Origin of the sequence: Microlunatus capsulatus (assembly GCF_017876495.1) — a bacterium.
Taxonomy (GTDB): Bacteria; Actinomycetota; Actinomycetes; order Propionibacteriales; family Propionibacteriaceae; genus Microlunatus; species Microlunatus capsulatus.
This window is the reverse complement of record NZ_JAGIOB010000001.1, coordinates 274,998-295,906: the sequence shown is the minus strand read 5'-3', so window position 1 is coordinate 295,906 and position 20,909 is coordinate 274,998. Positions and strand designations below refer to the sequence as shown.

The following is a 20,909-nucleotide window of genomic DNA, read 5'->3' as shown; positions in this document are numbered from 1 at the left end:
GCCACCGCTGTCGTGCGTCCGGGCCCCCGGCCGTGGGTCAGGTCCCCGCGGTCAGGTCCCCGTGGTCAGGTGCCGCTGCGTCCCTCATGGGCGGCGGCGGCCTGCCGTGAGCTGCGGCGGCCGGCGGCGACGGACACCACGACGACCAGCGCCAGGCTGACCCAGAGGGCGTACTTGTCGACCAGCAGCACGACGTCGACGGCGTGCTGGCCGAGGCCGTAGCCGAGGCCGGCCACCAGGCCCACCACCAGCAGCGCGCCCAGGGCGTCGAACAGCAGGAAGGTCGCCAGCCGCATCCGCGTCAGGCCCGCGAGGCAGTAGACGGCGACGGCGGGGACGCCGGGCAGGGCGCCGGCCAGCACGGCGAGCCGGACCAGCCACGGGTTGGCGGTCCGCAGCCGCTCCACGAAGCGGCCCGCGCGCTCACCGGGCGCGAACAGGGCGACGACCCGCGCGCCCCAGCGGCGTCCCGCGAGCCAGAACAGCCAGTCGAGCTTGATCATCCCGACGACGCCCGCCAGCACCACGAGCGCCAGGGAGGTCTCCCCGATCCGGGCGAAGGCCGCGCCGGCGCCGATCGCGGACAGGCTGCCGGTGACCAGCTCCAGCACCACCGGGTGGCTGGCCAGCAGGAAGGGCCGCAGCGGGATCGTCAGCAGGAGCACGCCCATGACGCCGAAGATCGTGCCCAGGAGCACCTTGTCGCCGCGGGTCGCACGGCCCTCCCAGGGCAGCACGTCGGCCCAGGTGGGGGGCCGGCCGGGTTCGGCGGTGGTCGGCGCGGGGTCGGCTCCCGCCATGGTCGGGCGGGCGGGCGGCACCTCGGGGTCCGGGGACGTCGTCATGGCCCCATCGTGCCCGGCGCGGGCGCTCCGGACCGCGTGGCGGCCGGCCTCTCACCGTGCCGTCAGGAAGTTCTCGGCCGCGGTCCGCACGCCGTCGGCCCCGGGCCGAGCCCGGCGCGGGGCGATCTTTGACCTGCCCCGACCTCTTCGTGTTGCTTCTTTGTCCGGGCAATCCTCTTTCTCCGAGCCTCCGAAGAAGTCGCTGGGGAAGCCCGGGACGGGCGTCGCACCGTGCGCGGTCCCCATCGGGTGACGGACGTGCCGGCGCCTGCCTGAGGAGCACCACGATGAGGCGCAGATCCAGCCTCCTGGCCACCGGCCCGACCGCGTCGACCGGTCCCACCGACCCCACGACCGCCGACGGCGGCGTCCCGGCCCTGGCCGTGGAGGGATGAGCGCCGCGACCGCGGAGCTCCTCGCGGAGGAACCCGGGGCGTTCCTCGTCCAGGCCACGGTGGTGGCGGCCGCCCGGCGCGGTGACGTGGACGCCTTCGAGCAGCTCGTGCACCGGTACCAGCGCGAGATGTTCCGCCTCGCGTTCCGCCTGCTCGGGGACCGGGGCGAGGCCGAGGACGCCGTCCAGGACATCTTCGTGCTGGTCTGGCGGCGCCTGCCGACCCTCGCCGACCCGCGGGCCTTCCACGTCTGGAGCCGTCAGCTCGGCACCCGCTGCTGCCTGGACCTGCTGCGGGCCCGCAGCCGGCGGCCCTCCGAGGTCGGGCTGCCGGCCGAGGAGCCCGACGGGCGCGACGAGGTGTGCGGGAGCCGTTCCCCGGGGCCGGAGGACGTCGTGCAGACGGCGGGCGGGCTCGCCGGCCTGCAGCAGCTGGTCGCCGCCCTGCCGCCGGAGCAGCGGGCCTGCTGGGTGCTGCGCGAGCTGCACCACCTGACCTACCCCGAGATCGCGGACGCCGTGGGCGCCCCCGTGAGCACGGTCCGCGGACGGCTCGCCCGGGCCCGCCGCAGCCTGGCCGAGGGCATGACCGCCTGGCGGTGACCCCCGGCGGTGCCCGGGAGGGCGCCGGGGGGCCGGGCGGACACCGCGAGGACACCTCGCCGCCCGGTGCGGGGCCTACACTCCGGCGACCTCGTCCCGATGGGAGCCCTGATGCCGATCCGTCCCACCCTGCGCCTGCCCCGTCGCCTGGCCCCGCCGGTCGGCGCCGTCGTGCACCCCGGCGCCAGCCCGACGGCCGCCGAGGAGTCCCGCCAGCCGAGCCTCGTCGACAACGCGATCTACGTGGACGGCGTCCGGACGGGCAACCCGGCCAGCCTGGAGGAGACCTACGAGCTGCTGCGGGAGCGGCGCGGCACGGCCTGGATCGGGATGTACCGCCCGACCGTCGCCGAGATCACGTCGGTGGCGCAGGAGTTCGACCTCCACCCGCTGGCCGTGGAGGACGCGATCCTCGCCCACCAGCGGCCGAAGCTGGAGCGCTACGGCGAGATCCTGTTCATCGTGCTGCGGCCGGCCCGCTACCTCGAGGCCGAGGAGCGGGTCGAGTTCGGCGAGCTGCACGTCTTCGTCGGGCCCTCGTTCGTCGTGACCGTGCGCCAGGCGGAGTCACCCGACCTGGCCGCGGTGCGGCAGCGGCTGGAGTCCAACCCGGGACTGCTCGGCTGCGGGCCCGAGGCCATCCTCTACGCGATCCTCGACCAGGTCGTCGACGAGTACGAGCCGGTGGCGGCCGGGCTCGAGAACGACATCGACGAGATCGAGGACCAGCTGTTCAACACCGGCGACGACGCCGTCTCCCGGCGGATCTACGACCTGTCGCGGGAGGTGATCGAGTTCCAGCGCACCACCCGACCGCTGCTCGGCATCCTCGAGGCGCTGAAGGGCGGCTTCGACAAGTACGGGGTCGACGTCGAGCTGCAGCGCAACCTGCGCGACGTCGCCGACCACGCCATCCGGCTCGTGGAGCGGGCCGACGGCTTCCGGGCGCTGCTGCAGAACGCGCTGACGGTGCACGCCACCCTGGTGGGGCAGCGGCAGAACGACGAGATGCGGCACCTCAGCGAGTCGAGCCTGGCCCAGAGCGAGGAGGTCAAGCGCATCTCCTCCTGGGCCGCCATCCTGTTCGCCCCGACGCTGGTGGGCACGGTGTACGGGATGAACTTCGAGCACATGCCCGAGCTCGACTGGCGCTACGGCTACCCGCTCGCGCTGGTCGCGATGCTCGCCGTCGGCGCCGTCCTCTACCTCATCTTCCGCCGGCGCCGCTGGCTCTGACGCGGAGCCGGGGGGACGGGAACGCCGCCCCCCGGGCGTCACCACCCCGACCGCCGGCCCCGCGGCGCGGCCCCCGCACCCGCCGTTCACCCGGACGTCGGGTGCCCGTCGCACGGGCTCCCTACGGTCACCCGGTGCCCGACCGACCCCGTCCGCTCGTCGGCCGCGTCGGCGTCGGGCTGGCCTGCGCCGCCGTCCTGGCCGCCTGCCTGGTGTTCCTGGTGGCTCCGCTGAACCCGAACCTGCGCTACGAGGCCGGCGTAAAGCTCGTCTCCGACGGCTCCGCGGCCGGGACCTTCTCCCACCGGCCACTGGCCTACCGGCTGGTCATGGACGCGGTGTTCCGTGCCGCCCGCGCGTCCACCTCGGGGGTCGTGGCGTTCGAGCTGGCCGTCCGCGTGCTGCTGGTCCTGCTCGCCCTGGCCGCCGGGGCGCTGCTGGGGCGGGGCCTGGCCCGGCAGGGGGTCGGGGCACCCTGGCTGCACGCCGCCGTGGTGGCCGTCGGGCTCGTGGTGCTGGGTCCGGTGAGCGGCGGCGAGCCGGACTGGATGGCGGCGCTGCTGACGGCGGCCGGCGTCGGGGTCGCCCTCCTCGGCGACCGCGGGCGCGCGGGGCTGGCGGTGCTGGCGGTGCTGGCCGGGGTGCTGCTGGTGGCGGCGGCCGGCATGAAGGTCGTCACCCTCCCGGTCGCCGTCCTGGGCCTCGTGGTGGTGCTGGCCCTGGACCGCGGCCGGGGGCTGCGGGTGCTCGGCGGGTCGGTGGTCGTCGGCGTCCTCGTCGTGGTGGCGACGCTGCTCCTCGTGCCGTGGGAGGTGCACTGGCTCCTCGACATCCGCGCGGTCCAGGTCGACGCCGCCGAGCAGCTGCCCGACGCCGGCCCGTTCCTGCTGGCCCTGGCGGCCGACCACCCCGTCCTCGCCCTGCTGCCGGCGGCGCTGGTGCTGGTGCCCCGCGCCGAGCGGGCGGTCGTGGCCGTCGCCGTCCTCGTCACCGGGGGGATGGTCGTGGCCCAGGGCCAGTACTTCGGCTACCACGCGCTGCCGCTCCTGGTCGTCGCGCTGGTCGCGGTGTTCCGCGCGCTCCGGGGCCGGATGGGCGCCGCGGCCGGCGCCGTCCTGCTGGTCGCCGTGACCGCGGCCTCGGCGCTGACGACCACCAGCACGAGCTGGCAGACCGGCCACCAGCGGCTCTGGGTCGGCGGGCTCGCCCTGCTCGCCGTCGCGGGCCTCGGCTGGGCGGGCGTCGTCCGGGGCCGGCGACCCGACGACCGGCGGGCGGGTGCCGCGGTGGCCGCGGTGGCGGCCCTGGCCCTGCTGGTCCCGGGCGCGACGCCGTGGTCCGCGCAGCTGCTCCGTCCCGCGGACCCCGACGGGGAGCGGCCGCCGAGCACGCGGCAGGTCCGCGACGACCGCCGGGCGACGGTCCGGGAGGTCCACGCCGTCGTCGGCGGTGCGGGCGTCCCGGTCACCTACCTGACCAGCGGCGAGTGGACCTACTGGCTCGGCAACCCGACGCGCTGCCGCTACCCGTCGCCGCTGTTCCTGCAGCGCACCCGGCAGCAGGCCCGGCTGGGGACCGCCAGCTACCGCGAGAACCTGGCGTGCCTCAGCGCGCCCGGCTCCCGCTGGCTGGTCGTCGAGACGTCCTGGTTCGTCGTGGGCCGCCAGCCCCCGGACGTCCGGGCGGTGCTGGACCAGGAGTGGGACTGCGACGCCGCCCGCGAGGTCGGCCGGCTGCGGCTCTGCCCGCGCCGGGCCTGAGCCGCGCCGGGCCTGAGCCGCGCCGGGCCTGACCGGGTGCGTCCGACCGGCGCCCGACCGGGCCCGGTCAGCCGAGCGCGACCCGGCTGCCGCAGGCGCCCAGCACCACCTCGTCGTCGCTGCTGAGCACGCAGCACACGCCGTCGGCGGCGACCGCCTCGAGCACGCCCACCACCCGCTCGACGCTGTCGGGGTCCAGCTCGCTGGTCGGCTCGTCGAGCACCACCAGCCGGGGCCGCAGCACCAGCGCGCGGGCCAGCGCCACCCGCTGCTGCTGACCGCCGGAGAGCTGCTCGACCAGGTTGTGCCAGGTCGCGGGGGAGAGCCCCAGGGCCTCCAGCTGGGCCTCTGCCCGCGCGCCGGTCGCCCGGGTGGGTGGCTCGCCGCCCGCGATCAGGGTGACCAGGAGGTTCTCCACCGCGGTCAGCGTGCCGATCAGCCGGTGCTCCTGGCTGAGGTAGCCGAGGCGGCGCGGGTCGGGGTCCAGGCCGAGGTCGGTGCCGTCGAGCACCACCGAGCCGGCGGCCGGTGCCCGCAGGCCGGCCAGCCGGGCCAGCACGGCGGTGACGTCGGCGCTCGACGGCCCGGTGATCGCGAGCCGCCCGCCCGCGGCCAGGTCGAGGTCGAGGCCCTCCACGACGGTCCGGCGCTCACGGCCGGCCGCGGCGCCGCCGGCCGGGACGGTGACGACCAGCCCGCGGACCCGCAGCCCGGTCGACGCGCTGCCCGCTGCTCCGCCGCTCACGGCGCCTCCTCGGCCGGCAGCCGCCGGCGGATGCTGATCTCGTCGGGGGAGGAGGCCTGCACCGACACGGTGGACCCGGCGGGCCAGGACGCCAGCAGCTCCTCGGGCAGCTGCACCGAGCCGTCGGCGCCGATCACCGCGTACTGCTCGTGCCGCTGGCCCTCGGCCCCCACCCGGCCGTCGCGCATCCGGACCATCCGCTGCATGCGGTGCGCGACCTGCTCGTCGTGGGTGACCATCAGCAAGGTGGTGCCGACGGCCGTCGTCGTCTGGACCAGGGTGTCCAGCAGGCTCTCGCGGGCGTCGTCGTCCAGCTGGCTGGTGGGCTCGTCGACCAGCAGCAGGCGCGGGCTGCCGGCCATGGCGACCGCGAGCGCCGTCGCCTGCTGGTCCGCGCGGCCGAGCACCCCCACCGGTCGTCGCTCGTCGGCCAGCCCGGCCGCGGCCAGCGCCTCCTCGGCCACCGGGTCGCGGCCGCGGGACCGGCCCCGGCCGCCGACGAAGGCGACGTTCTCCCGCGGGCTGGCGTAGGGCAGCAGGTTGGAGACCGCGCCCTGCATCATCAGCCCGAGGCTCTCGCTGCGGTAGCCGTAGAGCTGCGCCTCCGTGTAGCGGGCGATGTCACGGCCGTCGACCAGCACCGAGCCCGCCGACGGGCGGCGGAGCCCCGCGACCACGCTCAGCAGCGTGGACTTGCCCGAGCCCGAGGGACCGAGCAGGGCCACCCGCTCGCCCGGGGCGACCGCGAGGTCGACGCCGCGCAGCGCGGCCACGTCGGTGCCGGCCACCCGGTAGACGTGCACCACCCCGACGGTGCGGACCGCCGCCCCCTGCTGCGTCCCGGTCACCGGTCCTCCTCCGCGCGCACCTCGGCGAGGGCCCCGACCTGGGCGACGACCGCGATGACGAGGACCGCGCCGGCCCCCAGCAGCAGCACCGGCCACCAGGCCAGCTGGAGGTCCAGCGGGGGTCCGGGGGCGTCGGCGTCGACCAGGGGGAGCCGCGAGCCGGCGACCCGGGCGGCGGCCGCGCCCGCGAGCAGGCCGACGACGACGGCCAGGACGGCGGGCGCGGCGATCTCGGTGCGCGCCAGCCGGCGCAGCCGACGGGGGCTGACCCCGCCCTCGCGGAGCGCGCGCCAGTCGGTGCGACGGCGGCCGGCGTCGGTCCAGCGGGCGGCGACCAGGGCGAGCAGGCTGAGCGCGAGCGCGGCGACGCTGATGACCACCGCCACCGCGGCCCCGCGGGTGGTGGCCTGCTGCTCGAGCGCCTCCCGGGTGGTGCTGAGCAGCTCGCGGCTCTGCACCCGGACCCCGTTCTCCGCCAGCCGCTCCTCCAGCTGCGGCGAGGCCCCCGGCGCCAGCCAGACCTGGTCGACCATCTGGCTGGCCGCCGGGTCGGACAGGGTGCGGGCGGCGCCGAGGTCGACGAGCACGCCGTCGTCCAGCCAGCGGGGCAGGACGGCGGCGGTGCCGAGCACCGTCAGCCGCTGGTCCTGCCCGTCCAGGCCGATGCCGTTGACCGCCCCGACCCGCCCCGGGACGGGCGTGAGGGAGGTGGTGGGGCCGAGCAGCGCCGGGAGCGGGTCGACGGTGTCGCCGGGGGAGACCGCGGTGACGCTGCCGCCCTGCTCGTCGAACGCCACCAGGGCCAGGCCGTCGGGAGAGGCGGCCGGGGTCGCCATGGCCGTCGGCTCGGGCTGGGTGTCGTTGGCCGTCTGCTCGTGCCAGCCCTGGTCCAGCGCCAGCCAGGCGGCCGAGTCGGCGACGGGCTGGACGTCGGTGCCCACGCCGGTGACGGTGAGCGTCGCCCGGTAGGGGGCGTTGGCGCCGGCGGCGAGGCCGATCGAGACCAGCCGGCAGCCCGCCGCGCACGGCAGCGCCGCGGTCAGCCGCTGCTCCCGGGCGGACCGCTCGAGGGGCCCGAGCCGGACCGTCTGCCAGCGGCCCTGCGCCTCGACGGTCAGGGCGAGGTCGGGCGGGGGCGGCGGGTAGACCGCGTCCCGCGGGGCCGAGGGCGGCAGCTGCAGGGGCAGCAGCTCGAGGTCGGCCAGCTCGACGTCGACGCGTTCGCCGCGGAGCACGACCGGCTCCCGCTGGCCCGCGGTCAGCGCCGGGGCCAGGTCGTCGACGCCGGCCCAGTCGGGCGACCAGCTGGAGACCGCCGCCAGCCGCGGGCTGTCGACCGCGAGGATGCGGGCGGCGCCGTTGGAGGCGACGACGGCGCTCTGCTGCACCGCCATCGCCTGCCGCCCGTCGGGGTCGGCGGCCCGGACGGCCGTGAGCAGGTCGGCGCCGGGCGCGACCGAGACGCCGAGGACGGTGCTGGCCCCGGTGACGGCGTCGGCGCGCAGGCCCTGGTTGCGCTCGGAGAACACGAGCACCTGGCTGGCGAACACCGCCAGCGCGACGCCGACGGCGATGACCATGGCCGGGTTGAGCGAGGACGGGGTCCGCGCGGCGTGCCGGCCGACGACCAGGGAGGCGAGGCCGCGCGGGGGCCGGGTGGTGACCCGACGGACCACGACGACGGCCAGCCGGACGGCCCCGAGCGCGACGGCCAGCGCGAACAGGCCGGGCGCGAGCAGCCCCAGCTGCGGGCCGCTGCTGGAGAGCCGGCCCCCGGTCACGAGCTGGTAGATGGTGGCGGCGGCCAGCAGGAACACCCCGGCGTGCACGACCGCGCCCGCCGTCGTCAGCCGGCGCGACTCGGACTCCTGCTGGACCAGCTCGGCGAGCGGGCGGCGGATGCTCGGCAGGGTGACCCCGACCAGGGCGGCGACCGCCACGACGGTGGTGGCGACCGCGGCGGCGACGACCGGCCACCGCCACGGCTCGACGGGGGTGCCGGGGCGCAGCACGAGGTCGGCACCCAGCCGGCCGACGGCGCTCCCGGCCAGGAAGCCGAGCGGCAGGCCGACGAGGATGGCGAGCAGCGGCTCGGTGAGCACCGAGCGCAGCCAGCGTCCCCGCGGCACCCCGCGCAGCCGTCCGACGCTCCACTCGCCGGCCCGGGTCCGGCCGATCCGCTGCAGGACGATCGCGAGGGCGAACAGGGCCAGGAAGACCGCCTGCACGTCGGTGACGAGGACCAGCACCCGGGCGGCGGAGGCCTGGTCGTCCACCCGGTCGAGGACCTCGGGAAGCTGGCTCTGGACGGCGAGCAGCCGGTCCTGGGCGTTGGTGGCGGTCTTGAGCTGCTCGACGGAGGCCTGCACCACGGGGACGTCGCCGACGGCCAGGCCCGGCCGCAGGGCCAGCCGGACGCTGATCTCGACCGGCAGCGGGAGCTCCTCGGCCTGGCGCCGGCTGAGGACGAGCGGGTCGGCCTCGACCCCGGCCGCCACCCCGGCGGTGGTGCCGGGCCGGGTGAGGCCGGCGGTGGCCGAGCCGTCGGCGTCGTAGAGCCCGACGACGGTGACGGTGGTCCGCGGCACCCGGGCCAGGCTGAAGGAGAGCCGGTCGCCGACCGCGACCTCCCGGGCCGTGGCGTCGGCCGTGCTGAGCATCGCCTGGCCGGGAGCGGCGGGGCAGCGGCCCTCGGTGAGGCGGAAGGCGCCGCAGTCACCGTCGACGGCGTTGACCAGGGCGGCGGTGGGAGCGGCGCCGGTGCGCGCGGTGGAGAAGGTGAGGGAGGTGGACCGGGTCAGGACCTGCGGGTCCTCCCACTGCTGCGGGGCCGCCTGCCGGCCGGCCTCCACCGCCGCGACCGCGAGGTCCTCGACGCTCAGCCACGGGTCGTCGGCCCCGGCGTCACCCGAGACCGAGATGGACGTCCCGGGGAGCCCACTGGCCTCGAGCGCATCGCTGAGGGTCGACTGCTGGACCGCCCGGACCAGCAGCGGGCCCAGCACCGACGTCATCACCGCCACCGCCGAGAGCAGGCAGAGCAGCACGGCGATGTGGGGTCGGCGCTGGACGCTGCGCAGCCACAGCGGTCCGCTCACGGGGTCGGCCGTCCGGTGGGGAGCTCGCGCGGGGTGCGCTGCCGCAGGGCGTCGGCCGGTCGGGGGGCCGGGCGCGGCGGGCTGGTCGGCAAGCGGTCCTCCTGGTCGGCGTCGTCGTCGGCGTCCCGCTGCTCCCGCGGCGGACAGGTCCGGCCACCCTAACGGCCGGTCCTGCGGCGTCCTCGCGTCGACGTCTCGTCGGCCGTGGTCGCGGGCTCTACCCTCGACGCGTGCAGCAGCTGGTGCGGACGCGTCGGGCCGCCCGCCGGCGGGTCGTGCTGCTCGTCGTCGCGGGTGTCGCGGTGGTGCTGCTGGTCTCGGTCGCCGTGGTCGGGGTGCGGCGGGCGGTGCAGCACGAGTTCGCCTGCTCCGGGCCGCCGAGCGCCCAGGAGAGGGTCCGGCAGGAGGCCTTCGTCCGCGTCCACGTGGGCGACGCGCACGGGTTCGGCTGGGAGACGGCGGACTGCGACGACGACGGCGTCTCGACCCTGACCTACGAGACGTCCCTCGACCCCGCGGCGGCGCTCGCGGCCTTCCGAGCCGACCCGGTGTGCGTCGCGGCCTCGCCCCGGCAGGAGCCCGGCGGCCTCGTCTGCGCCACGGACCCGGGCCGGGTGGTCGTCGGCGTCGAGCGGGACGACCGGGGTCGGACGACCGGGTACCTGGTCTGGACCGACCTGGACCTCGACCGCTGAGCGGAGGTGCGTTGCGCCGTGGGCTAGCCGGCCCCGCGGCCGGGGAGGGGGCACCGGACAGGAACGCCTCGTCCTCAGCCCGGACGTCCACCTCGACCACGGGCTGCTGCCCGCTGCACCGCGCGCCCGTCCGGTCCCCCCCCCCCCCCCCCCAGGGCCGGAGAACTAGCCCTCGTCCCCCGACGCCACGTCGCCGCTCACACCCTGGTGACGGCGGGCGGGTCGACCCGTGCCACCCCGCGGACCGCCAGCTCGCCGAGAACCGCACCCGGCCGATCCAGCACGGTCCCCGGTCGGCGTCGTGGCCGCTCTCCCGCTGGACGAACATGATCCGCCTGGGCACGACGCGACAGCAGCTGCCCCTGGCTAGCGACCCTCGGACGAGAGCACGTCGTCCGCACCGCCGGTGGGGTCCCTCATGCTGGGGCCGTGCGCGCACCCCTGCTGCTGACCGGACCGCCCGCCGCGGGCAAGAGCACCACGGCGCGGGCCCTGGCCGCGAGCCTGCCCCTCGCCGCGGTGGTCGACGTGGACGACGTCCGGCACCTGGTCGTGGCCGGGCACGCCGCCCCCTGGGACGGCGACCGGGGCCGCCTCCAGCAGGACGTCGGCGTCGACAACGCCTGCGACCTCGCGCGCCGGTTCGTCGCCGCGGGGATCGCGGTCGTGCTGGCCGACGTCGTCACGGCCCGGACGGCGGTCCGCTACCGCGAGCGGCTGCCGGGGCTGCTGGTCGTCCGGCTGCGGCTGCCGCTGGACGAGGCCCGACGCCGGGCCCGGCTCCGGCCGGTGCACCTGACCGAGCAGGAGCTCGACGACCTCCACCTCGCCGACGCAAAGGGCGCCTTCCCCGTCGACCACGTCCTCGACGTCGGCGGTCTCGACCCGGTTCAGCAGGTCGACGCCGTCCGGTCGCTCTGGTCGGGGGAGCCGCCGGTCGGCTGAGTCCTGGCTCCGGATCTACACCAGCACGACGATGCACGTCCTCGTCGACCTCACCGGGGTCACGCTGGCCGGCAACGCGGGCAGCACGCAGCCCGCCGGCTCGCCCGCGCAGCGCAAGGCGGCGCGGACGGACCGGACGACGCGGTTCTTCGAGGTCGACCAGCAGCGGTAGCCGACCAGCCCGACGACGAGCAGCAGGGCACTCCGCACAAACGGCACCCGCGGTACCTCCGAGCCGGGCGGCGAGTGCTGAGAATCCGCAGCGACACGCCGCTGGTCCGGGCGGTTTCTCAGCACTCGCGCGGATCCGTCATCGCCGGTGGCAACTGCGGAGAGACGACGTGCGTGAGCGGGCTGGGGCTGTCGTCTCCCCGCAGTTCCTCCTCCGGGCGCCGGTCCGGCCAGCTGTCGGGGCGACGACCCGCTCGGCGTTGACCAGCACGCGTTGGTGTCCTCGGAGGTCCGGAGGGTGGGTGTCGTAGCGACCGCGTCCTCGATCCTGCCCGTGACCGGGTGATCAGGTCGTCGGTGGCTTCGTCAAAGCTCCGGCCCGCTGAGATCTGGCACGTCGTCGCGGGCGGGAGGGCCGGGGAGCGGCGTGTCGCGCGCTCGGGGCCGACGACGTGTCGAGATTCAGCGCAGGGCAGCGAGCACGGCCACGACAAGAGCCTCCGGGTCCTCCGTCAGCACCGTCCAGGTGGAGGGGAGGACGCGCCGGCCGCCGAGGACGAGATCGTTCTGCGGCGAGGTCGTGCTCGAGAGCCGCCCGGCTGCCGCGGAGCGGAGGCAGACCGGCACGTCGGTCGCCCTGGTGAAGGGTTCGCACAACTCCTCGGCGGCGAGCTCGGATCAGGGCCGGCGCGACCCGTGACCAGCACGCGGCTCACCGCGGGCCACCCCGGGTCGCCAGGACGGCCGCCCCGGCTGGCTCCGTTCACCCTCCGGCGCGGGCCACCGCGCGTCGCCCCAGCCGGAGCGTCGCGGCCACGAGGTCGCCGAGGACCTGCGGGCTCCGAGCCTGCTGCAGGTCGCCCAACATGCTGTCGACCTCACCCATCCCGCCCTCGACGAACAGGGTCTTGTCGTTGGTGACCCAGCGTCCTCCCGTCGCGGCCGCGGCGTGGGCGAACTCGGCCGCTCCGACGGCGACCAGTCCCAGGCACGCCGTCGTCCGGCCGTGCCCGGCGTGACCGGCGGCGTGGTCGAGGGTGAGCTCCGCCCGCCGCGCCCACCCGGGGCCGGCATTCGCGCGCAGGGCCGCCGGGTAGTCCGGTCGCGGCAGCCGTCCGTGCAGCACCTGGTTCCGCGCCAGCTCGGCCAGCAGGAGGTAGGTCGGGATGCCCGTCAGGTGGAACATCAAGGGCTCCGTGCGCCACCGACCTGCGCGAGCGGCTCCGATCTCCTCCTCGACGACGTCCAGGTCGCGCCAGAGGAGGTCGACCTCCGTCCCGTCCAGGCACCGATCTCGGTCACCGTGCCGGGATGGCCGAGCACGCGGACGTCGGCCGGGTGGAAGTCGCCGCGGTAGTAGACGCCGAGGTCCCAGTCGCTGTCCGCGGTGTGCGTGCCGGCGGCTCGCGACCCGCCGAGGGCCACGGCCTCCACCCCCGCGACGTCGGTGAGGTCGCGGACCAGCGCGTGCAGGGCGGGCGGGCCGTCCTGCAGCTGGTCGTACCAGGGGGAGCGGTCCACGGGTCGGACCCTGCCAGGACTGCCAGGAGTGGTCCGGGGGTTCCGCACGACGTCTGCACGTGCAGTCCCGCCGGCTCACCGCCGGGCAGCGTGCGGCGGCGTCCCTTGACTATCCGGCGCCGGGGGGCAGGATGAGCCTGCTGGTGACACCGGTCCTCGGGGGACACGTCGATCTGGAGGACCGTCTGTGAAACCCCCGCTGCTCGAGCGCACCTCCGCCGACCCGGCCCCGCTGAACGACCAGGCCCGCGACGGCCGCTGGTGGCGGCTCACCCAGGCGATCTGCACCATGGGCCGCGAGATGAGCGTCGAGGGCCGGCTGCGCCAGACGGTGGTGGCCGCGGCGGAGACGACCGGCGCGCGCCACGCCGCGCTGGTGCTGTTCGACCGGACAGGCACGGGGGTGGAACGCGTGGTGCACAGCGCCACCGACCCGGCGGAGATCACCGCGGCCGACGCCCTCCTCGCCACGCGTCTGGGGCGGTCGACGACGGCGCACCGTACCGGGCCGGCACCGGACGACGCCGCGGACCTCCAGGTGGGCGGCCGGTGCCTGGTGGTGCCCATCGAGGCCGAGACCGGCGCTGTCGGCGCCATCTACGTGCTGGAGCCGCTGGAGGCGGACGCGTTCGGGCTCGACGACCGCAACCTGCTCGTCAGCCTGGCCGAGACGGCCGGCGTCGGGGTCGACTGCGCGACCGCCTTCGAGGAGTCGGAGCGGCGCGGTGACTGGCTGGACGCGTCGAGCACCGTGAGCCGTCAGCTGCTGGCGCTGAGCACCGACGTCGTGACGATCGTGCAGCAGATCCTCGACCACGTGGCCCGGCTGACGGGGGCCCGGTCGGTCACCCTGGTGGTGCCGTCGACGGAGGACCCGGATCTCCTGCACGTGCGGGCGGCCGCCGGGCTGGGGGCCGGGGACCTGCCGCAGGTCGTGACGCCCCGGCGCGGCAGCATCGCCGCCGCCGCCTGGGACGTCGGCGCCGGCGTGGCCGAGGCGTTCGCCGGGCTCGCGTCGGGCCACGACCAGGTGGCGACCGACCAGCCCGTCGGGCCGGTGCTCGCGGTCCCGTTCGACGGCGGTGGGCAGGTGGGGGCCCTGGTCGTGAGCCGTCGCACGGGCGAGCCGGCGTTCAGCGTCAAGGACGTGGCCATGACGGAGGACTTCGCGCGGCAGGCCGCCCTCGCCCTGGAGCTGGCCCGGAGCCGGTCCGCGCACCAGGAGCTGCAGCTGCGCCGCGAGCGGGCGCGGATCGGCCAGCAGCTCCAGGACAACGTCCTCCAGCGGATCTTCTCCGCCGGGCTCCGGCTCGAGGCCCTGCAGGGCTCGGCCGAGGACCCCGTGGTGCAGGACCGGCTGCGCGAGGTGACCGCCGACCTGGACGCCACCATCCGCGAGATCCGCGCAGTGCTCACCGCCGGCTGAGCGGTGCGGCCGGGGGCAGCGCCCCCGAGATCGTGGTCGCTGCCCCCGGCCTGGGAGCCGCCGACGGTCGTCCCACCACGTCGGTGACCCTTGGGCCCGTTGTCTACCGGACGGCAGCCGTCCGGTGCAGCACCGGGGTCGGCGCCCAGCAGCCACCGCCGCCGAGCGGGCGTCTCCCCGGCGCGGCTAGGAGCGGTCTGCGCGGCGACCGCGGAGGTCAGGGGTCGACGTCAGCTCCGCCGCGTCCAGGCCGCCGGAGTGCCGGGCGTGGGCGTCGACCGCGGCCAGCTCCCCGGCCGTGACCGGCTCGAACAGCCCGCCCGCCCAACGGAGCTCGGCCTCCGTCATCGGGTGGGCGGCGGACTCCGCCTCGTCGTTGCGCTGCTGGAGCCGCGCCCAGAGGGTGTCGTGGTCGACGTCGAAGACGTGCAGCTCGACCCGTGCCGCGCAGGACCGGGCGTCCGCGATCTTCTCCGCACGCTCGGCGCGCATCCAGAGCCCGTCCTCGAGGATCACGTCCACCCCGCGCCGCAGCAGCGTCAGCGCGTGGGCGTACAGCGTGCTCTGCAACCGCTCGTGGAAGTCGCTGTCGGCGTGCCCGACGCCGAGCGCCGCCTGCCACGCGTCGGCGCTCAGCCGCACCCCGTGGCCCTCGGCCTCCAGCCGCCGCGCCAGGGTCGTCTTCCCCGACCCGGGCAGCCCGCAGAACAGCACGAGGGTCGGGGCGGAGGGCGTCAGCGGCGGTTCCACGCCGCTCAGGATGCCCGGTCCGACCGTGAACGGCGCAGCTGAGGCCGGCGCTGACCCGAGGCGGACAGGTGGGCGATCAGTCGTCACCGCTGATCACGTGCCACCGGCCGTAGCGCCGGAACCCGGCGGCACCGGCGAGGGCGATCGAGGCCGTGTTGTCCTGCTGGCAGCGGTACTGGGGCTGGTGGCCGCGGGCCAGGGCCTCGGCGCTCAGGGCCCGGACGGTCCGACGTCCCAGGCCGCGGCCGCGGTCTCCGGGCAGGGTCAGCACGCCCAGGTCCGCGAGGTGCGTCCCCTGCCACGGGTAGGCGCTGGCCGCGCAGACCAGCCGCTCGTCGTCGAACGACCCGAGGACCGCCCAGTGGTCCAGCTCGACGAAGGCCTCGTCGAGGTCGGCGGCCGGTGCGCTGCGCTCGAACACCGCGAAGGCCGACGCGTCGGCCGGACCGAGCAGCCGGGTCGTCGGCGGCAGGCTCTCCGCCTGGACGACGGCCTGCTCGGCGAGCGGGAGGTAGAAGAGGTGGTCGGGGTCATTCATCGCCACCCCGGCCCGGGACAGCGCGTCGAGGACCGCGGCGGGGCTGGTCCTGGACCCGTCGGCCAGCCCCAGCGTCTCGGCATGGCCGGGCGTCAGGGTGACCAGGCCGCCACCCTCCGCGAGCTCGAGGACCATCACCGCCCGGTTGGCCGGCAGCCCGTCGTCGACGACGACCGCCAGCTCAGGACGGCCGAGGTCCCCGGCGGGCGTCCAGTGGTCGGTCACAGCGGGAGAGAACATGAGGTTCCTCTGAGCAGGGGACAGCGGCGCCCGAGCGTAGAGGCGGGGCGGGTCCGACGCGAGCGGGTTGTGCCGCCGGAGACGCCGCCGACCTGGTGCTTCGATGACGTCGTGACCGTGACGCCCTGGTTCGCCCAGCCCGAGGAGCCGCTCGGCACCGCGCTCCTGCTCCCGGGTCGGCAGGCGGGCATCGCGACACCGCTGCTGCACTGGCCCGCCTCGCTGCTGACCGAGACGGGCTGGTCCGTGCTCGGCGTCTCCTGGGACGAGGCCCGGCTCGAGGAGGCCGGAGCCGCGCGGGAGGTGCGACGGTGCGCGGAGGCGGCCCTCGCCCGCGCCCAGCCGGGGCGGCCCGTGCTGGTCGTGGCCAAGTCGTTGGGCACCCTGGCCCTGCCCTGGGCGGTCGAGCACGGGCTGCCCGGGGTCTGGCTGACGCCGTTGCTCCAGGACGCGGCGGTCGCCACGAGCGCGGCCGAGGCCCGGGTGGACACCCTGCTGGTCGGCGGCACGGCGGACGCGCACTGGCGGCTGCCGGCGGCCGTCGGCCCCGGCGTCGTCGAGGTCCCCGACGCCGGTCACGGGCTGCAGGAGGTCGGCCAGTGGCGTCGCTCGGTCCTGCGTCAGCTGGAGGTCTTCGACCGGATCGGGGAGCTGGCGGATCGCGTGCTGCAGGCCGGCCCCTGACCGCCCGTCCGGGTCGCGTGAGCTGGAGCGACCGGCTGCGAGCCCTGGACCGCTGACGACGACCTGACCGGCCGCGGGGTGCCGGGTCACTCCGGTCCTACGGTGGGCCCATGAGCCGTGTGCGCCAGGTGCAGGTGACCGTCGACTGCCACGACCCCCGAGCCGTCGCCGACTTCTGGAAGGCCGTGCTCGGCTACGTCGACCCGCCCGTCCCGGACGGGTTCGCCTCGTGGGACGCCGTCGAGGCCTCGCTGCCCGTCGAGCGCCAGGGGGCGGCTGCCGTCGCCCAGGACCCGGACGGCGTCGGCCCGCGGCTCTACTTCCAGCGGGTGCCCGAGGGCAAGACGGTGAAGAACCGGGTGCACCTGGACGTCCGGGTCGCGACGGGCCTGACCGGCGAGGAGCGGGTCGCGGCCCTCGAGGCCGAGGCCGCCCGGCTGGAGGCCCTCGGCGGGCACCGCCTCCACCTGCTGCCGGCCGACGGCGAGGACGAGGCGTGCCTGGTCATGCAGGACGTCGAGGGCAACGAGTTCTGCCTCGACTGAGCATCCCCGCCGCGGTAGCGTCCACCCATGATGACCGGATCGGCCCCTGGCCACGCACGGACGGGTGATCCGGCGCTGCTCTGAGCCGCCGACGGGTGCGCGGCCCTCCTGACCGCTCGTGACCTCATCCACCACGACCGTCCAGGAGACCCACCGACCATGCCCGCAGCCTTCAACCACACCATCATCGCCTCGCTCGACGGGGCGGCGTCCGCGCAGTTCTACACCGTCCTGCTCGACGCTGCACCGGCCCCGAGCTGGGGTCCCTTCACCAACATCAGCCTGGCCGCCGGCGTCATGCTGCAGTTCGCCGCGCCGCCGGTCGACATCCAGCCCCAGCACTACGCCTTCCTCGTCGACGACGCGCACTTCGTCCGCGCCCTCGGCTGGCTGGTCGACCACGACGTGCCGTACTGGGCCGACCCCCGGATGACCCGGCCGGGGGAGACCAAGACCGAGCACGGCGGCCGCGGCGTCTACTTCCGGGACCCCGCCGGGCACTTCCTCGAGCTCACCACGCGCCCGTACTTCTGAGGCGCCGGTGCGGGCGAGGCGGGCGTCGCCGGACCGGGGTCAGCGGGCCAGGTGCTCCCGGACCGGCTCGTCCGACCACAGCTGGATCTCGACGTAGTGGTCGAGGAGCCGCCACTGGTAGCCCTCGTAGTCGTCGCCGCCCTCCGCCCGCCCGGTCCCCGTCGTGGCCGTCGGGTCGAGCTGGTCCAGGCGGTACAGGCCGCGCTCGCGGGGATCGGCGGGCTGGGCGACGCCGAGGTGGGTGCCGAGGCCGAGGGCGGTGATGCTGTCGGTCCAGGTGAAGCTCGTGACCGCGGGCGGCAGCTCGGCCAGCGGGACCGTCACCGCGCGCGGCTCGTCGTGCAGGCCCGCGAACCACGCGCTCTCGCCCAGGACGAAGTAGTGCGGGTGCCGCCGCACGGGCCGACCGCCGGCCCGCACGAAGAGCTCGCGGGCGCGGGCCTCGGTGGCCCGGCGCAGGGGGAGGTAGTGCGGGCCGAACCGTCGTCGCGAGCCCTCGGCCAAGGAGGCCAGCACCGCGTCGAGGTCGCCGTCGTCGACCTCGCAGAGGTTCTGGAAGGGTCGGCGGTCGGCCCGGTGGTCGTGGGTGGCGCACAGCTCGCTCGTCGGCACGGTCCCACCTCAGCACGTCGTCCGCCGCGGGGCCGTCTCGCGGCGCACCGGTCCCGGCTTCGGCACACTGGCGCTGTGGAGCGTCAGGAGTTCGGCGTCGCGGTGCGCCAGCTGCGGGAGGCGACGGACCCGGCTGACGTCGGGCTGCCCGGCGGCCGGCGGCGGGTGCGCGGTCTGCGGCGGGAGGAGCTCGGCGAGCTCGCCGGCCTGTCGGCCGACTACGTCCGCCGGCTGGAGCAGGGCCGCAGCCACCCGTCGGCCGCCGTCGTCCGGGCTCTCGCCCGGGCGCTGCGGGCCGGCCGCGCCGAGTACGAGCAGCTCAGCGCGCTCGCCGGGTACGCCGCTGCGGACGGGCAGGTGCCGCACGAGCTGGGGCCGGGCGCCACGCGGCTGCTGGAGCGCTTCCCCGGCACCCCGATGATCGTGACCGACGCGGGGCTCGACCTCGTCGCGGTGAACAGCGCCTTCACCGCGCTGGAGCACTGGACACTGACTGGTCACCGGTGGGAGTGGAACATCGCGTACCGCACGTTCTGCGACCCGTTCGAGGCGTTCCGCCAGTCCCCGGCGGACGCCGCCGACCACGAGTCGGTGCTGGTGGGCAGCCTGAAGAGCTCGGTGCTGCGCTATCCCGCCGACACGTCCCTCGCCGCCCTGGTCGACGAGCTGCGGACCCGCAGCCGCCGGTTCGACACCTCCTGGCGCTCGCCGCGGGCGGTGGGGGTCTACGAGAGCGCCGCGACCATCAGCCGCCCCGAGGGCGCCGTCACCGTCGTCGGGAACATGATCGCCCTCCCCGGCGACGACCTCGCGGCCGTCATGCTCACCGCCGCCCCGGGCTCGGCCGACGCCGCGCGGCTCGCCGAGCTGGTCGGGGCGGCGGGCGGGCCGGCGGTCGTCAGGGTGGGCCGGTCTGGCCCAGGCTGAGCGGCTCGCGACCTGCCACGGTGGGTGGGACGGCCCGACGACGGTCCGGCGGACCACGACGACACCCCCACGAGAGCGAGTTCCATGAAGGCAGTGCGTTTCCACGCGTTCGGCGGTCCCGAGGTCCTGCGGCAGGAGGACGTCGAGCCGCCCCGGCCGGCCGCCGGCCAGGTGCGGGTCCGGGTGGCGGCCTCGGCGTTCAACGCCGCCGACAACGGCATGCGCGCCGGCTTCCTGCCCATCCCGGTCGTGCTGCCGCACGTGCCCGGTTACGACGTCTCCGGCACGGTCGAGCTGCTCGGCGACGACGTCGGGGAGGAGTCCGGCCTGCACGTCGGCGACGCGGTCATCGGGTTCCTGCCCATGGAGCGCGACGGCGGCGCCGCCGAGCTCGTCGTCGCGCCGGCGGAGGCGCTGGTCGCCGCCCCCACGACCATCCCGCTGGCGGACGCGGCGGCCCTGCCGTCGGTGGCGCTGACCGCGTGGCAGGCGCTCTTCGACGACGGGGCCCTGCAAGCCGGCCAGCGGGTGCTCGTCAACGGCGCCGGCGGCGTGGTCGGCAAGTACGCCGTCGCCCTGGCCCGGCGCGCCGGCGTGCACGTCGTCGCGACTGCCAGCCCCCGCAGCATCGACGCGGTCCGCGCCGCCGGGGCCGACGAGGTCGTCGACCACACCGCCACGAGCCTGTTCGACGCCGTGGACCAGCCGGTCGACGTCCTGCTGAACCTGGCCCCGGTCGAGCCCGAGGAGCTCGCCGCCCTCGTGGCCCTGGTCCGCGACGGCGGCGCCGTCGTCAGCACGACGGCGTTCATGGCCACGCCGTCCGACGAGACGCGCGGCGTCCGCGCGGCCACCGTGTTCGTCCGTCCCCACCGGGACCGGCTCGCCGCGCTGGTGGCCCTCGTCGACGCCGGGTCCCTGACGGTGGAGGTCACCCGCCGCATCCCGCTCGAGGAGCTGCCGGCGCTGCACGCCGAGGCCGCCGCCGGCCGGGTCCCGGGGAAGGTCGTCGTCCTGGCTGGCTGAGCGGACCCGCTGGCCGGGTGGCTCGGGGTGCCGGTAGAACGGACCATGGCACCGACGAGCAGCCGACGACCTGCGGCCGGGCCGCCTCCTGCTCGCGGGGCGGCCCGGCCGGTCGGCCGGTGGGTCCTCGCGGCGGGCACGGTGGCGTGGCTGGTCCAGCCGCTGTACGTGGTCGCCGAGCTGGTCACGGCCGCCGGCTCCACCGCTCCCTACAGCCTGGCCGACCAGACGATCAGCGACCTCGGAGCCACCACCTGCACCAGCGTCGGGTACCCGTACGGGGCCGTCGCCGTGTGCTCGCCCCGGCACCTGCTGCTGAACGGGAGCCTGGTGCTCTTCGGCGCCCTGCTGGCGCTGGGCGCCGTCCTGCTGCACCGGTCCCTCCCGCGACGCCGCTCGGCCCGGGCGGCGACCGTCGCCTGGGTCGTGGTCGGCCTGAGCAGCGCGGCGACCGGTTTGGTGCCCCTGGACCGCGACCTCACCCTGCACGCCCTGGTCGCCCTGCCCGGCCTGCTGGCCTCGCCCGTCGCGCTGCTGCTGCTGGGTGGGGCACTCCGGTCGATCGCGCCGAGGACGGCGGTCCTGACGGCTGCCGCCGGCCTCCTCTCCGCGGTGGGTGCGGTCGCCTTCCTGGCCACCGCCTCCAGCCCCGAGCTGGGCGGTGTGCGGGAGCGGGTCGCGTTCTGGCCCAGCTACCTGTGGGTCCCGGTGGTCGCCGTCGTGCTCCGACGTCACCGGTAGCGGCCCCCGTGGCACCGGCCCTCGG

22 protein-coding genes are annotated in these 20,909 nt (G+C 76.3%); 13 read left to right on the top strand and 9 right to left on the bottom strand.

Annotation, left to right across the window (positions count from 1 at the left end; all coding sequences use genetic code 11):
- Positions 1-65 precede the first annotated feature (65 nt).
- Positions 66-845, bottom strand: a complete 780-nt coding sequence (locus JOF54_RS01380; protein ID WP_210052310.1) for a DedA family protein — start codon at positions 843-845, stop codon at positions 66-68.
- 391 nt (positions 846-1,236) lie between these two features.
- Here JOF54_RS01380 and JOF54_RS01375 point away from each other — a divergent pair, with 391 nt between their 5' ends.
- The 3 genes from JOF54_RS01375 (at position 1,237) to JOF54_RS01365 (ending at position 4,838) form a co-directional block, all read left to right on the top strand.
- A complete protein-coding gene (locus JOF54_RS01375; RefSeq protein WP_210052308.1) occupies positions 1,237-1,842 on the top strand; it encodes an RNA polymerase sigma factor in 606 nt (201 codons plus the stop codon).
- A gap of 111 nt (positions 1,843-1,953) precedes the next feature.
- On the top strand, positions 1,954-3,078 hold the full coding sequence (locus tag JOF54_RS01370; protein ID WP_210052306.1) for a magnesium and cobalt transport protein CorA: 1,125 nt from the start codon (positions 1,954-1,956) through the stop codon (positions 3,076-3,078).
- Positions 3,079-3,212: 134 nt separating this feature from the next.
- Positions 3,213-4,838, top strand: coding sequence for a hypothetical protein (locus tag JOF54_RS01365; RefSeq protein ID WP_210052304.1), 1,626 nt, complete (start codon positions 3,213-3,215; stop codon positions 4,836-4,838).
- Between the two features lie 67 nt (positions 4,839-4,905).
- Here the strand turns inward: JOF54_RS01365 and JOF54_RS01360 are convergent, their stop codons facing one another.
- The 3 genes from JOF54_RS01360 to JOF54_RS01350 are packed head-to-tail and all read right to left on the bottom strand — an operon-like array spanning position 4,906 to position 9,529.
- Positions 4,906-5,583, bottom strand: coding sequence for an ATP-binding cassette domain-containing protein (locus tag JOF54_RS01360; RefSeq protein WP_210052302.1), 678 nt, complete (start codon positions 5,581-5,583; stop codon positions 4,906-4,908).
- Positions 5,580-6,431: an ABC transporter ATP-binding protein gene (locus tag JOF54_RS01355; protein ID WP_210052300.1), complete on the bottom strand. Its 852-nt coding sequence runs from the start codon at positions 6,429-6,431 to the stop codon at positions 5,580-5,582. Before JOF54_RS01355 ends, JOF54_RS01360 begins: the two co-directional genes overlap by 4 nt.
- Positions 6,428-9,529: an FtsX-like permease family protein gene (locus JOF54_RS01350; RefSeq protein WP_210052298.1), complete on the bottom strand. Its 3,102-nt coding sequence runs from the start codon at positions 9,527-9,529 to the stop codon at positions 6,428-6,430. Before JOF54_RS01350 ends, JOF54_RS01355 begins: the two co-directional genes overlap by 4 nt.
- Before the next feature lie 230 nt (positions 9,530-9,759).
- On the opposite strand from JOF54_RS01350, the gene JOF54_RS01345 reads away from it, so the two are divergent.
- The 3 genes from JOF54_RS01345 (at position 9,760) to JOF54_RS01335 (ending at position 11,341) form a co-directional block, all read left to right on the top strand.
- Positions 9,760-10,224 (top strand): hypothetical protein, encoded by a 465-nt coding sequence (locus JOF54_RS01345; RefSeq protein WP_210052296.1) that lies wholly within the window; start codon positions 9,760-9,762, stop codon positions 10,222-10,224.
- Between the two features lie 429 nt (positions 10,225-10,653).
- Positions 10,654-11,169: an AAA family ATPase gene (locus tag JOF54_RS01340; protein WP_210052294.1), complete on the top strand. Its 516-nt coding sequence runs from the start codon at positions 10,654-10,656 to the stop codon at positions 11,167-11,169.
- A 31-nt stretch (positions 11,170-11,200) separates the two neighbouring features.
- Positions 11,201-11,341, top strand: coding sequence for a hypothetical protein (locus JOF54_RS01335; RefSeq protein ID WP_210052292.1), 141 nt, complete (start codon positions 11,201-11,203; stop codon positions 11,339-11,341).
- A gap of 762 nt (positions 11,342-12,103) precedes the next feature.
- Here the strand turns inward: JOF54_RS01335 and JOF54_RS01330 are convergent.
- A complete protein-coding gene (locus tag JOF54_RS01330; protein ID WP_210052290.1) occupies positions 12,104-12,526 on the bottom strand; it encodes a hypothetical protein in 423 nt (140 codons plus the stop codon).
- Complete coding sequence (locus JOF54_RS01325; RefSeq protein ID WP_210052288.1) at positions 12,526-12,861, bottom strand: nucleotidyltransferase domain-containing protein; 336 nt, start codon at positions 12,859-12,861, stop codon at positions 12,526-12,528. The genes JOF54_RS01330 and JOF54_RS01325 overlap by 1 nt, the downstream gene beginning before the upstream one ends.
- A 187-nt stretch (positions 12,862-13,048) precedes the next feature.
- Between JOF54_RS01325 and JOF54_RS01320 the strand changes: the two genes are divergently transcribed.
- Positions 13,049-14,287 (top strand): GAF domain-containing protein, encoded by a 1,239-nt coding sequence (locus tag JOF54_RS01320; RefSeq protein WP_210052286.1) that lies wholly within the window; start codon positions 13,049-13,051, stop codon positions 14,285-14,287.
- 186 nt (positions 14,288-14,473) lie between these two features.
- On the opposite strand, the gene JOF54_RS01315 is transcribed toward JOF54_RS01320, so the two are convergent.
- Together JOF54_RS01315 and JOF54_RS01310 are read right to left on the bottom strand one after the other, a co-directional pair.
- Positions 14,474-15,037, bottom strand: a complete 564-nt coding sequence (locus JOF54_RS01315) for a P-loop nucleotide/nucleoside kinase family protein (protein ID WP_210052284.1) — start codon at positions 15,035-15,037, stop codon at positions 14,474-14,476.
- A 76-nt stretch (positions 15,038-15,113) separates the two neighbouring features.
- Positions 15,114-15,815 (bottom strand): GNAT family N-acetyltransferase, encoded by a 702-nt coding sequence (locus tag JOF54_RS01310; protein ID WP_210052282.1) that lies wholly within the window; start codon positions 15,813-15,815, stop codon positions 15,114-15,116.
- Between the two features lie 111 nt (positions 15,816-15,926).
- Here JOF54_RS01310 and JOF54_RS01305 point away from each other — a divergent pair, with 111 nt between their 5' ends.
- The 3 genes from JOF54_RS01305 to JOF54_RS01295 all read left to right on the top strand — a co-directional run bounded on the left by JOF54_RS01305 (position 15,927) and on the right by JOF54_RS01295 (position 17,578).
- The gene (locus tag JOF54_RS01305; RefSeq protein ID WP_210052280.1) at positions 15,927-16,499 is read left to right on the top strand and encodes an alpha/beta fold hydrolase; all 573 of its coding nucleotides are present in this window, start codon (positions 15,927-15,929) and stop codon (positions 16,497-16,499) included.
- 110 nt (positions 16,500-16,609) lie between these two features.
- Entirely contained in the window at positions 16,610-17,044 is a 435-nt protein-coding gene (locus JOF54_RS01300) for a VOC family protein (RefSeq protein WP_210052278.1), read from the top strand.
- A gap of 159 nt (positions 17,045-17,203) precedes the next feature.
- On the top strand, positions 17,204-17,578 hold the full coding sequence (locus tag JOF54_RS01295) for a VOC family protein (RefSeq protein WP_210052276.1): 375 nt from the start codon (positions 17,204-17,206) through the stop codon (positions 17,576-17,578).
- A 39-nt stretch (positions 17,579-17,617) separates the two neighbouring features.
- Here the strand turns inward: JOF54_RS01295 and JOF54_RS01290 are convergent, their stop codons facing one another.
- Complete coding sequence (locus tag JOF54_RS01290; protein WP_210052274.1) at positions 17,618-18,190, bottom strand: hypothetical protein; 573 nt, start codon at positions 18,188-18,190, stop codon at positions 17,618-17,620.
- Positions 18,191-18,265: 75 nt separating this feature from the next.
- Here JOF54_RS01290 and JOF54_RS01285 point away from each other — a divergent pair, with 75 nt between their 5' ends.
- The 3 genes from JOF54_RS01285 to JOF54_RS01275 all read left to right on the top strand — a co-directional run bounded on the left by JOF54_RS01285 (position 18,266) and on the right by JOF54_RS01275 (position 20,884).
- Complete coding sequence (locus JOF54_RS01285) at positions 18,266-19,117, top strand: MmyB family transcriptional regulator (RefSeq protein WP_210052272.1); 852 nt, start codon at positions 18,266-18,268, stop codon at positions 19,115-19,117.
- Between the two features lie 84 nt (positions 19,118-19,201).
- Complete coding sequence (locus JOF54_RS01280) at positions 19,202-20,143, top strand: NADP-dependent oxidoreductase (protein ID WP_210052270.1); 942 nt, start codon at positions 19,202-19,204, stop codon at positions 20,141-20,143.
- A 45-nt stretch (positions 20,144-20,188) separates the two neighbouring features.
- Positions 20,189-20,884 carry a DUF998 domain-containing protein gene (locus JOF54_RS01275; protein ID WP_210052267.1) on the top strand — a complete coding sequence of 232 codons (696 nt, stop codon included), beginning with the start codon at positions 20,189-20,191 and terminating at the stop codon, positions 20,882-20,884.
- The last annotated feature ends 25 nt before the right edge of the window (positions 20,885-20,909 follow it).